This window comes from Halioxenophilus aromaticivorans, assembly GCF_042850945.1.
Classification (GTDB): Bacteria; Pseudomonadota; Gammaproteobacteria; order Pseudomonadales; family Cellvibrionaceae; genus Halioxenophilus; species Halioxenophilus aromaticivorans.
The window spans coordinates 1658029-1670896 of sequence record NZ_AP031496.1 but is presented as its reverse complement, the minus strand read 5'-3'; the positions used below and the strand labels follow the sequence as shown (position 1 = coordinate 1670896).

The window sequence follows — 12868 nt, the reverse complement described above, 5'->3', positions numbered from 1 at the left end:
TTAGACACCCCTTCCATGAAAAGCCTCACTAAAAAACAGAATCATCTTCATCGAGCTACGGTCTTTGCTCATTTCGACAAGGGAAATATCGTCGATGATTACGTATATTATTACCTTAAGCAATTACAAAAAATCAGCGGCCACATCGTTTTTGTCAGTACCGCGAAGCTTAACGATGACGATATAACCCAGCTCTCATCGATGGGCATTCAGGTATCGTGTAGGGCTAATCTTGGTTATGACTTCATGAGCTATAAACTAGGAATCGACAGCCTTGACCTAAGCAAATATGACGAGCTCATTATCTGCAATGACAGCGTCTACGGCCCATTACAATCACTGGAACCAATCTTCTGCGATTCTCAATTTAAGGAAGCCGATGTTTGGGGAATAACAGACAGCCACCAATACTCGTATCACTTACAAAGCTATTTCATTGTGTTTCGAAAGAAGGCCCTAAACTCCATCTCCTTCAAGAGGTTTTGGGATAACGTGACAGAATTAGTTAATAAAAAAGATATTATTGAGAAATACGAAGTAGGTCTCAGCAAAGCCTTGCTTAACGACAAATTAGCACTAGCGTCTATTTACAAATCAAATCAGAGAACTCCGCGTAGCATCATGAAAGCTGTCACTGAAAACAACTTTCAATTTGTAAAAACCACCATTCAGAGATTGACAGAAAAAGACCTGTGGGAAGATTTACCACGAAAGATCAGAGACTTTGGAAACAAGAACCCAACCCATACACATTGGAAAAGTACCATTCTCGAAGCTAATGTTCCCTTTTTAAAAGTAGAACTAATACGTGAAAACCCCATGGATGTAGCCGATATAAACGAGATCGTGCCATTCTTGGACAACCACTTCCAATACCCAACAACACTAATCACCAACCACCTTGCACGGTTAGCGAAAAAAACCTAACCGCTGAATATCCTTTCTATATCAATTAAGCCACCCCAAATTTCCTTTGCGCGTAATCTTTCACTTTTGGGCACTCCTAACCCAACCGAATACTCATCAGCTAACAGAGACTCGTCGAACACACTTGTAAATTCCAGTAGCTCCAGATTAAATCCATTCGCCGACAACCAGACGCCTAAACTATCCTTCCTGCTCGGCAGCGCGCTTAAGGATGTCACAAAAATATTGGAATCGCCTTTTCTAGACGCCAAAAATCTTAGTATGGACTCGTTATAATCGTTCCAAGCGGCCCAATATTTTCGGCGGAATTTCACACTCGAAACAAAACCTCCAATCTCCCCAAGCAACGAAATAGAGTTGTAGGAAGACCTTTGACATCTCTTCATTTCAAACTTACGGCGCAAGAGCGAATTAACTACAGCTTCGGGCCTTCGAAAAACCACAAGGTAATTTATATCGCTACGCACAGAACCGTAATAATCGAGAAACAAACAGGTTCTAGGATCTTTCCAACCCCAGTCATACTCTTGACTAAACCTGGAGTCCAATTCTTTGAGAATTCTCGCCTGATCCTCTACTACCTTCCGAACGCTACCAAAAGGCTCCACTCCGGCCGCATCCAGCCCCCACAATGACATTACTTGACTATGCGCGGAAACAAATTCTGTGTCCTCGTAATGCCCTTGCTCATTCCCTGCCCCAGGCCCAAGCAAATTCTCACCCATATCCAGGCCAGATCGGCTCAGCCATTGAGCAACAAGAGAAGTACCGGACCTATGCATCCCGATGACTGCGAGAGTATTACCTGCCATCTGATAAACCAGCCAAGGATCTTAGAATGGTGTTAGATAAATTAGAAAATAGCACTAGACTCAATACCGAAAAGGAAAGAAGAAACACTAGGCTATTGACAACCAGATTCAAAGCGATGCCAACGGACTCTACATGACAAAGCTCCACAACACCGCAACTAAGGCCGAAAACCAACAGTGCCTTGAATGGACTGATAATCTGCCTCGAGACTCTATAACCGGCCGCGTAAAACAGAAGGAGAGCATCAACTATATAGACAAATACAGAATGGGCTATCAACGTCCAGAGAAACACATTTAGACCATACAACCAAAGTAAATATAGACAAACTAGCCAAGCTGCCCGCTTAACTAAAACTCCATAAAACTCTAGATTGGCCTTACCTAAGCCAGCCAGAGTACTGACCATTACCGCCCCTACTGGCTTAGAGATTCCATCTGCCACTAACAAGAACTTTAGCACTAAAACTGCCGCCAACCATTGCGAACCCAAAAGAATCTCAATAAGTTCAGACGTAGAAACAAAGAACAAGCCGCTTATCAAAGCTGAAAGTAACGCCACAATTTCAACAGTCTTAAAATAAAAACTGTTATTTCGCTCCACGCCCGCGCGACTACTCACCGAAAAGAATACTCTCCCTAACGCCCCACCCGAGTAGTTAACAGCCAGATCGCGTAAAGCTTTAGCCCTGCTATACACCCCTAGAAAATCCGGGCCAAATAATTTGACTAAGACCAGAGAATCAAGCTGATTTGTAATAGCCCGCACCAGCGAACTTAGCGAGCTAAACAAACCATAATGACTGATAGACTTAAAGCTTTCGAATGAACACCCAGTCAATTTCAAAGGAGCGCAATACCAAAAAAGCATCAAAGATATCGCCTTTACCAGCATATATTGGACTACAAGTGACCAATATTCGAACCCGCACTGCGCCATGACTATTGCCACGACACCGGCAAGCAAAGACGACACAGCCTCCACGGCCGCTACCGTTTGAAAACGGACCGCGCGCATCAGCCTGACTTTTATGGTATTAAATAGCGCCATTATAAAGACAGAAAGAGACAGGATACGTAAGATACTTTCTATTTCTCCGTAACCTAAAAACTCGGCTAACGGGCCAGCCATGGCTTGCAACAATATTAGCGCAACTGACGCAACGCTCAGTTGTAACAGAAAAAGCGTACTGTAGTCTGCCTTTGTCGTGCGCCCTTTTTGAATAAATGCTGCCGCAAATCCACCCTCAATTAACGACTCGAAAACAACGATTACTGACAAAGCTATAGCGACCAACCCGTAATCGTTGGGCGTAAGCATTCTTGCTAAAAAAATAGTAAATATGATATTCGCAGCATTTACAGACAAACGGCCAATAGTATCCCAGAAAACGCCAAGAACCAGCATTTAAGCTTCACCGCCATTTACTTCGGACAGCAGGAGCTTAGCTAATTGTGCAGTACCTATTTCATCGGTTAAATGTTGTGAATAGAATTCCCTTGACCTACTAGCTAATCCCTCTCTTTTCTCCCTGTCATTGAGTAGCACTAGCATTGCTTTAGCCAATCCATTAGCATCCCCACAGCGCACAGTCATAAATGGGGTACAATCCACCGGAAATCGCAACCCTTTTGCCCAATCTGTTTCACCGGTTATGATCGCCTTTCCTACTTTCATATAGTGATATAATTTCAAGGGACAAACTCGCTGCGCTTTACTAGATGTAGAAAAGATTCCCAAGCAGATATCCGCTGAGTCTATAAGAGCAGCAATCTCAGACTGGCTTTTCCAGTCTTTATACCATATCACTTTTTCGGAGATATTTTCCTTTAGGTATCGTTCCAACAAATATGATTGTTGACCATCACCAACAAAAGTAAATCTGATTTTCTCATCGCGTAGGATTTTCGCCGCCGAGAGTATGTATTCAACGCCATGCAACGGCACCATCGTACCAAGAAATAAAACCTCCAGAAAACCGACATCAGCACCTTGATTCACGTCTGAGCTACCGCTTGGCGCTACCTTACACTGGTCTCCTATAGCAAGAGTAGACACATGGAACATCTCTACTGGAAACTTAAACAACTCACTATAGAAAAGCGCATTCTGAGGTGTGTCTACCACAATCTTTTCTGCCACAGCCATACATCTACGCTCGACCCAATAAAGGGCTCTAGCTATCTTACTATCTTTTCTGAACAACCTACGATCGAGCACCACTGTGTCATACATAGAAATGAACATGTCCAGGAAAATAGATTTAGGCCTAAAACTTCGTGGAATGAAAGACAACAGAAAACAAACGGAGATACCAGGATAAGGTATATAAAAAACAGCAAACCTTTTACGGTTATGGATTATCGAACCAACCGCCCTAACGCTAGCCACAATAAAGCCGAACACCTTGGCAAAAGAGCGCCCCTTACCCCAACTACCACTGGTGGAGAACACAGGAAAATTACGCTCCGAATACCTCACATTACTATTCTGAAGACCCAATAATTTGTATTTTACGTTTGGATATTTATCACTTTTTACGTATACACCTGCAACACAAATCAAAGAATTCGTAACAGCAGCTGCACTAGACATATTTACCTTTGACCCCCTTCACCCCATGCCACGCACCCTTGGTGGCCAGCTTCAATTTTTCCGTCTTTTCGCCCTCGAAACACAATAGGGAAGCAAACTCAAATACCAACCTTGCAATCTGCTTTGCACTCCAATAAGGAAATCTCAGACCATGCCTTTTAACCATTAAAATAACGTTTCTAAAAATATAATACTTCCGCAAAGGGCTATGAAGAGGAACACCCAGGAAACTTTGACCAAAACCGACTTTGTGACGAATAGTATTTCGCTTTAATCTGACAACATCACCACCGGCGGCGTACGTCTTTAAACAGAAATCATGATCTACCGAATCGATAAATAAATCGTCATCAAAACCACCCACCAACTCCCAAAGCGATACCGAGAAAAAACTACCCGATGTAATCACAGTACGCACCGGAATAAAAAGTGATTTACTTTGAGAGCTCGCGGAGCAACTAAACTTTACAGCTGCAGGATACTCGTAACCCGAACCTACCACCCTGTCTCGCTGCCCCAAGGAAGCTCGAATATATTCTGACATTGATCCTTCGACATAATCAGAATCCTGATCAAAACAGCAAACCCATTCGAAACCGAGTGCTTTAGCTTTCTGCACCGCTTCGTTTAATCCTGCCGCAACCCCCAGATTGGCATCAAGCCGTATAATATGAACACCATCAAGACCGATATTGACGATACCCAGTAAATCAACCCTGCTACCATTATCAACAATGCAGACACTGCCAAAATCTAGCAATAAAGACTCCACCAGCGACTTTAAAGCTATCTCAGGGTTATAAGTGACGATGCAGGCACAGACCGATTGCAACGGAGCACCCTAACCGTTCTTCTTATAAACTAACGTGGTAATCTGCTCTGAGATAAGGCCCATTAAAAAAATCATCAAGGACGTAGTAAATAGCAAAGCACTCATGTTGGTAAATCTACCGGCAGTCGAGAACGTGTACATATAATAACTAAACCCAGTGACAAAGATCGAAACACTTAGTGGGAGAAAAATTTTCAATGGGGAATATAAAGTCCCGATTTTAAAAATAATTATAAGAAAACGAACGCCATCTTTGTGCAAACGAAGGTGGCTCTTACCCTTTCTTTTGGCGGCTTTAATAGGCATATATGCGACTGAATAACCAGCTCTAAAAAATGCCATTGTAGACGTCGTCGGGTAAGAAAACCCATTGGGCAAAAGATACAAGAATTCTTTAAACTTGTTTGCACGAACCACCCTAAAACCTGAGGTAAGATCCCAGACCTTATGCCCTGTCATATAGGTTGCAAGCTGGTTATAAAGTCTGTTACCAACATCACGCCCAACATTTGCTTGAGATTCACTATCTCGCGCCCCAACCACCATATCTTGATTCTGACTATGTAAAATATTTAGGAGCTTTGGTATGTCATTCGGGTCATGTTGGCCGTCACCATCCATAAAGACGATAATATCACCCGTGGCTTTACGTGCCCCCGCTTTAACTGCAGCACCATTTCCTTTGGAGTAACTGTGACTAACGACCTGTACCCCGTGCTCTAGACAGACATCTCGAGTGTTATCGGTGGAACCGTCATCCACTACTATTAGCTGCCAACAATCGGAAATCGATGTTAACTTGGGAAGGACGGTCGCCAATCCTTCAGCTTCATTCTTGGCAGGTATTACTACCGATACATTATTCATCGTCGCTCTCAATTTTTATATCTTTTTCAATTTTACTAAGCATATCCTCAGCCTGTTCAATCAGATACTCGCTAGCCTCGAAAGGCTGTTGCAAACCAGCTCGAAGGTTCTGTGCAGCAACCTTGATTGAGCCATGGTTTGCCATGAACAGTGATTGGTTCATCAACAAAGACAATGGAAGTTTACCGTGCTCTTGAGCCATAAAATAGGATTCAGCTAATGCAGTATCGCCCATAACCAGTTCTGCCTCAGCTTGAAGACTGGAAATCGCAACCGGCACTCCAGTTCCATCGTATTTTCCATTTTGGAGAACCGCCCTAGTCAACTGTTTAAATTGCGAGAGCGACACAGAGCAGCGACCATGCAGAATCTCTTGCAAAAGTATTCTTAGCATGCTTTCCACACGCCAATCTCTTGAACCAGTTTTAAGCCTGGTTTTTATCTCATCGTAATTGACAGGCAATTGTAGTCCTTTCGAACAACTATATGTAAATGCCTGCAGATATATGCCTGGTTGTGCATTGTGGTGCGATATAGCTTTTTCCAGCAACAGTGGTATGAGTTCCTCTGTGTTATTCATACTACTATACGCGACTAGAGCACTTTCAATGGCTCTCGTACTGCTTGGGTTCTCATTCATCCAAACAAGATAGGATTTTTCTGGCTTACCCCAGAGACTTGCTCTCATAAATAACAAAAAACATAGACAAGCGAAAATCCCCGCCAGAACTGCTGTTTTGTAGCGAATACTGTATGGGACAGAAAATAGTAATGCCGTAGCCGCTAAAGATAAGCCTAAAAACGGTAGATACGTTCTATGTTCGAATTTCAGTTCCAACATTACCGTTGACGATTCCAAAATATGGCCGATATAAAACCACAACACACCAAAGCCAACCAAAGGCAGCCGCTTACGAAAGGAAAAAGCCGAAATCACCAAAACGAGATGGACAATTGACCACACAAGTGTAGAAATGGGGTTACGTAAGCTTCGGGACCACCCGTATCCATCCCAGAACACACCGGCAGTTTGAATCGGTGGCAGGAAAAATGCCCGTAGATAATCACCTACCACTCTCTGTTGTGTGAGCAATCGTTCGGTGAGAGTGAATTCTCGCACTGAAGGTCCTGCTTGACCAGACTGCAGCCAATGCCCTAGTTCGTAACAAAGGGGAATAAACAAATACAGCGCAATCACGGCTGTCGGCAGTAGAACGCCAAATCCGAAGAGCCAACGGCATAGACTATGACCAACTATCAATGGATCCGACTTGTGGCGATATAGTGGTGCCACTTTGAATGCAGCAAGGGTCAGTTCGATTAAGCCAACCTGCAATGGGATTAATATCGAGATTTCTTTTGATGCAACCGCCAATATTGAACAGAGCACTGCCAAGAACCACATCGGCCCGCTAGCCCGCGCTCGGCCACCAACTAGCCTGGATCTGGCTGCCAAATAAAATATTAGAGCTAGAAGATTAAAGAATACTGCAAGCAACACCATCCGTTGAACAATATAGAGAACGGTAGACACAAGATAAGGATGCGCAGCCCAAATCAAGCCGGAAAACAATGCAATTAGCGCTGCGTTTTTTTGCTTCACTAACGTGAGGAAACGTCGTAAAAACAGATAGGCCAAACAGGTGTTAGCAAGATGTATAGCGAGATTTGTGACTAAAAAGTAGCGTGGCTCGGTGGGCCATTCATTACTGTTCAGCAAGAAAGAAACTAACGTTACAGGCCGGCCAGTGGGCCCTGTGAAACCGCTGCCAATAAATTCTTTAAATTTGGAAAAAGTATTAACCTCCCCCCATTGCCCTAGGTAAGGTAGCGTTGCGTAGTCATCGAGTAAAAACCCAGCCCCAAGCCCAAACGAATAACTGAAAACCAGGAATCCCAACCCAACGCAAAATGAAATATTTATAACCCGCGGGCATACCATTTGATTTTATACCGTTATGCATGTGTAGCTGTATCATGTCTCGGATAAATTAGAGACTTCTAACATCAAATGACACAAAAAAGCCGCCAAGAGGCGGCTTTCTTGACCAAGTTAGCGTTACTTTAGCTACGACATTCAGCAGGCAGGTACTTGTCAGCAATGCCATTTGTGGAATCTTTCGACGCGCCACCACAAACCCAGGTAATTGAGCCAGCGGTAGTTGAAGGGCTCAAGGTAAGAGTTTTATCTTGAATCTGCTCGCCAATGCCAGAGCTGGCCATGAGCGCAACGATGACGCCATTTGTAACCTCAACCTCTTGGACATAGTTACCTTTCACATCAGCGGCTGCAGGCAAACCTTTGTCTTCACTATCAGCTTCATCGAACGTCCCTTCAGTTGCGTATATCTCAGACACAGTGGCCTTCAAACCAGAAGCCAAGGTTACTGCCTCAGAAACCTGAGAACGGGCGGTGTAGTCTTGGTAGGCGGGCAGTGCAACTGCTGCCAAAATACCGATAATCGCAACAACGATCATCAATTCGATTAGGGTAAAACCTGCTTGTGCTTGTTGTTTCATAGGAACTCTCCAGTTAAAAATCAAATGGGCCTGCCACACATCCTTTGGTTGGCGTTAACCGATGACGTTGGTGCCTTGCTAGGGGTTTTAGCAATGGCTGGGCCAACATTGAAAATTAATTTAGCCCTCCACTGCCTGCGCGCTTTACACTGCCTTTACAACCAAAAACTTGTATAAGCCACTCAGATTTTGTTGCCAATTTAGCCGTGCTGGATGACTTGATGCGTCTGTTACTGACGATTTTTGTCACACGATTAAATTTTATGCTGAATGGTTACCAAATTTAGGCGAAAGACTTCGGTATCGCCGCAACCAAAGTAAACATAGCCTATATTTTTTAGAAGATTGCCGATAACCTAAATAATTTACGAAACTTTGTGACATCTGGTCACTTTGCCTAAGGTTATAGCTAATCGCTGTGGCTTTAGGTGCAGCATAAGCTCTCTTTTTTTGGCGCATTTTTTGGCATTACTATGGCACAACAGGAAATTAATCTAAGCGGCTTAGCACGCCGGCTGGTAAACGATGGCTTACTTTCAGAGGATGACGCCAAAAACGCTTTGGTTAAGGCTAAGGCGGAGCGCATTCCCTTTGCTTGGTACCTCACCAACGCCAACCTGGTTGCGGCGGCTAAAATTGCCCAGGCCGCCGGCGACGAATTTGGCACCCCGGTGTTTGATTTAAGCACCCTGCGGCCAGAGGCCATGCCGCGCAAGCTGGTAGACGCCAAATTATTGCACAAACACCATGCCTTACCCTTGTTTAAACGCGGCAACCGACTGTTTATTGGCATCGCGGACCCTACCAACCTGCAAGCCATCGATGAAATTAAATTTAACACCGGCCTTAGTACCGATGCGGTACTGGTAGAAAGTGACAAACTGCAAAAAGCGTTAGAGGCCTACCTTAATAGTGAAGATGAATCCCTAGGTGATTCCCTAGGCGGGTTGGATGACGACTCTTTAGAAGACCTAGACGTAGAAGCCTTTGACCCAGATGCCCAGGATGATGACGACTCCGACGTAGACGAAGCCCCCATCGTAAGGTTTGTGAACAAAGTATTGTTGGATGCCATTAAATCTGGCGCCTCGGATATTCACTTTGAGCCCTACGAGAAGACCTACCGTGTGCGTTTTCGCCGGGATGGCATATTAACCGAGGTGGCCAAGCCGCCCTCCTCGCTGGCCACCCGAATCTCCGCCCGGTTAAAGGTGATGTCGCAAATGGATATCTCCGAACGGCGTATACCCCAGGATGGCCGCATTAAAATGAAGTTGTCCAAAACCCGGGCCATTGATTTTCGGGTCAACTCATTGCCAACGTTGTTTGGCGAAAAGATAGTATTGCGGATATTGGACCCAAGCAGTGCCAAATTGGGTATTGATGCCCTAGGCTATGAGGAAGACCAGAAAAAGATCTTTATGGATGCCCTGGCCCAGCCCCAGGGTATGATTTTGGTAACCGGGCCTACCGGCTCGGGTAAAACGGTATCGCTCTATACGGGGCTGAATATCCTAAATACGGAAGAATGTAATATCTCCACAGCGGAAGACCCGGTAGAGATTAACCTGGAAGGCATTAACCAGGTCAATATGAACTCTAAAGTGGGCCTAACCTTTGCCGAGGCACTGCGATCCTTCTTACGGCAAGACCCAGACGTGGTGATGGTGGGCGAGATTCGAGATCTGGAAACCGCCGAAATCGCCATTAAAGCGGCCCAAACCGGCCACTTGGTGCTGTCTACCCTCCACACCAACAGCGCCCCAGAAACCCTCACCCGGCTGTTAAATATGGGCGTACCAGCGTTTAACGTGGCCACCTCGGTAAGCGTGATTATTGCCCAGCGGCTGGCCCGGCGCTTATGCCCTAGCTGTAAAAAACCGGCCGAGGATATACCGGATGAAATTTTAACCGAAGAAGGCTTTGATAATATTGGCATCCCCCGGGAAGAGTTGGCGCTATACCAACCCGTTGGCTGCGATGCCTGCAGTAAAGGTTATAAGGGGCGAGTGGGTGTGTACGAAGTGGTTCGCATCACCGATAGTATTTCTCGCATTATAATGGAAGGTGGTAACTCCATTCAGATTGCAGACCAAGCCCGCAAAGAGGGCTTTAACAATCTGCGAATTTCTGCGCTGCGTAAGGCGGCTATAGGCGTTACCAGCCTCGAAGAGGCTAACCGAGTCACCAAGGATTAACTTTAATGGCAGCTACAGCACCCTCTGAAAGCGTTTTTACCTACAAAGGCGTAGACAAAAAAGGCAACAAAATCCAAGGCGAAACCAAAGGCGTTAGCAGCGCCATTGTAAAAGCCCAACTGCGCAAAAAAGGTATTGTCCCGGCCCAGGTTAAAAAGAAGCCAAAGCCATTATTTGGGGGTGGCGGCAAAAAAATCGCCCCCCAGGACATCGCCATATTCACCCGGCAAATGGCCACCATGATGAAAGCCGGCGTACCCCTGGTGCAAAGCTTTGACATCGTAGCCGATGGCTTAGAGAACCCCTCCCTGCGCAAGCTGGTGCTGGACATACGCGAAGATGTCTCCTCGGGTAACAGCTTTGCCTCAGCACTGGCCAAGCAACCAAAGTACTTTGACGATTTGTTCTGTAACTTGGTGGAATCCGGCGAGCAGGCCGGTGCGTTGGAGACCATGCTGGATCGCATTGCCACCTACAAAGAAAAAACCGAACAAATGAAAGCCAAAATTAAAAAGGCCATGACTTATCCTATCGCCGTTGTGGTGGTGGCTGTTGTGGTTACCGGTATTTTGTTGGTTAAAGTGGTACCCCAGTTTGCCGAAACCTTTTCCAGTTTTGGTGCCGAGCTGCCGGCCTTTACCCAGTTTGTAATGAACTTATCCGAAACCGTGCAAGAAATGTGGTTAATAATTTTAATCGGCATGGTTGCCTTTGTGTTTGTATTCTTAGAGGCTAAAAAGCGCTCAGAGGCTTTCGCCAAAATCTGCGACCGGTACATTTTAAAGGTGCCCATTGTGGGCAAAATTGTGTACGAATCCATTATTGCCCGCTTTGCGCGCACGCTCTCCACTACCTTTGCCGCCGGTGTACCGCTGATTGATGCATTGGATTCCGTGGCCGGTGCCACCGGGAACAAAATCTTCGAAGAAACCACCCACCGCGTACGCGATGACGTATCCACGGGTATACAAATGAACACCTCCATGCGCGCCACCGGCCAATTTCCTTCTATGCTGCTGCAGATGACGGCCATTGGTGAAGAGTCCGGCGCGTTGGACGACATGCTGGATAAAGTCGCCCAGTTTTACGAGGAATCCGTTGATAACCTAGTGGACAACCTAACCACACTGTTAGAGCCCATGATTATGGCTGTACTGGGTATTTTAATTGGTGGTTTAATGGTGGCTATGTATATGCCCATCTTCCAAATCGGCCAAGCTGTTTAATCCCGCCCGGCAACTGATTCATGTACGATTTTCTTTCCTACCCACCGGTATTACTACCGGTGGTGTTTATTTTGGGCCTGTGTATTGGCAGCTTTTTAAATGTGGTGATTTACCGCCTGCCGGTGATGATGCAAAACCAGTGGCGGCAAGAGTGCTACGACTATCTAGAGCAAGAAAACCCCACCCCACTAAAAACGCCGTTTAACTTGGCCCAGCCGGCCTCCACTTGCCCCAAGTGCCACACGGCCATTAAGCCTTGGCAAAATATTCCGGTGCTCAGTTACCTGTTGTTACGCGGCAAGTGCGGCCACTGCAAAACCCCCATCGCTGCGCGCTACCCGTTGGTGGAACTGGCCACCGGCGCACTGAGCGCCTTTGTTGCTTGGCATATAGGCTACGGCCCACAGTTGTTGGCACTGCTGTTTTTTACCTGGTGTTTAATCAGCCTAACCATGATCGATATCGATCACCAGCTACTGCCAGATTCCATCACCCTACCTCTTCTGTGGGCGGGCTTACTGATCAATAGCCAAGGATTATTGACCGATTTACACAGCGCTGTGTTCGGCGCCGCCGCCGGTTATTTGATTTTATGGAGTGTGTATTGGGCGTTTAAATTACTCACCGGCAAAGAAGGCATGGGCTTTGGTGATTTTAAATTGCTGGCGGCGCTGGGCGCCTGGTTTGGCTGGCAGCTGCTGCCATTAACCATTATTTTATCTAGCCTGGTGGGGGCGGTGTTGGGCGTGGCCATGCTGGCTTTGCAAGGCAAAGAAAAGTCTACCCCTATTCCCTTTGGGCCTTACCTGGCCATTGCCGGCTGGGTGGCCATGCTTTGGGGCCACCAAATCACCGGGGCGTATTTGCAGTACTCTGGTTCTTAGCACTAG

General features: G+C 45.9%; 11 protein-coding genes. 4 read left to right on the top strand and 7 right to left on the bottom strand.

Annotated elements, in window-relative coordinates:
• Positions 1 to 15 precede the first annotated feature (15 nt).
• Entirely contained in the window at positions 16 to 927 is a 912-nt protein-coding gene (locus ACGHM3_RS07250) for a rhamnan synthesis F family protein (protein ID WP_345417476.1), read from the top strand.
• Here the strand turns inward: ACGHM3_RS07250 and ACGHM3_RS07245 are convergent.
• The 7 genes from ACGHM3_RS07245 to ACGHM3_RS07215 form a co-directional block, all read right to left on the bottom strand.
• A complete protein-coding gene (locus ACGHM3_RS07245; RefSeq protein ID WP_345417474.1) occupies positions 924 to 1739 on the bottom strand; it encodes a hypothetical protein in 816 nt (271 codons plus the stop codon). The genes ACGHM3_RS07250 and ACGHM3_RS07245 overlap by 4 nt on opposite strands.
• Positions 1729 to 3147, bottom strand: a complete 1419-nt coding sequence (locus tag ACGHM3_RS07240; RefSeq protein WP_345417471.1) for an oligosaccharide flippase family protein — start codon at positions 3145 to 3147, stop codon at positions 1729 to 1731. Before ACGHM3_RS07240 ends, ACGHM3_RS07245 begins: the two co-directional genes overlap by 11 nt.
• The gene (locus ACGHM3_RS07235) at positions 3148 to 4335 is read right to left on the bottom strand and encodes a glycosyltransferase (protein ID WP_345417468.1); all 1188 of its coding nucleotides are present in this window, start codon (positions 4333 to 4335) and stop codon (positions 3148 to 3150) included.
• A complete protein-coding gene (locus ACGHM3_RS07230) occupies positions 4328 to 5167 on the bottom strand; it encodes a glycosyltransferase (protein ID WP_345417465.1) in 840 nt (279 codons plus the stop codon). The genes ACGHM3_RS07235 and ACGHM3_RS07230 overlap by 8 nt, the downstream gene beginning before the upstream one ends.
• 9 nt (positions 5168 to 5176) lie before the next feature.
• The gene (locus ACGHM3_RS07225; protein WP_345417462.1) at positions 5177 to 6034 is read right to left on the bottom strand and encodes a glycosyltransferase family 2 protein; all 858 of its coding nucleotides are present in this window, start codon (positions 6032 to 6034) and stop codon (positions 5177 to 5179) included.
• Positions 6027 to 7934 (bottom strand): hypothetical protein, encoded by a 1908-nt coding sequence (locus ACGHM3_RS07220; RefSeq protein ID WP_345417459.1) that lies wholly within the window; start codon positions 7932 to 7934, stop codon positions 6027 to 6029. The genes ACGHM3_RS07225 and ACGHM3_RS07220 overlap by 8 nt, the downstream gene beginning before the upstream one ends.
• Before the next feature lie 164 nt (positions 7935 to 8098).
• Positions 8099 to 8554, bottom strand: a complete 456-nt coding sequence (locus ACGHM3_RS07215) for a pilin (protein WP_345417456.1) — start codon at positions 8552 to 8554, stop codon at positions 8099 to 8101.
• Positions 8555 to 9027: 473 nt separating this feature from the next.
• On the opposite strand from ACGHM3_RS07215, the gene pilB reads away from it, so the two are divergent.
• Genes pilB through ACGHM3_RS07200 form a run of 3 tightly spaced genes read left to right on the top strand, consistent with a single transcriptional unit; the run spans position 9028 to position 12862 of the window.
• Positions 9028 to 10752, top strand: coding sequence for a type IV-A pilus assembly ATPase PilB (gene pilB, locus ACGHM3_RS07210; protein ID WP_345417453.1), 1725 nt, complete (start codon positions 9028 to 9030; stop codon positions 10750 to 10752).
• Between the two features lie 5 nt (positions 10753 to 10757).
• Positions 10758 to 11978 carry a type II secretion system F family protein gene (locus tag ACGHM3_RS07205; RefSeq protein WP_345417450.1) on the top strand — a complete coding sequence of 407 codons (1221 nt, stop codon included), beginning with the start codon at positions 10758 to 10760 and terminating at the stop codon, positions 11976 to 11978.
• Between the two features lie 20 nt (positions 11979 to 11998).
• Complete coding sequence (locus ACGHM3_RS07200) at positions 11999 to 12862, top strand: A24 family peptidase (protein WP_345417447.1); 864 nt, start codon at positions 11999 to 12001, stop codon at positions 12860 to 12862.
• Positions 12863 to 12868: the final 6 nt, after the last annotated feature.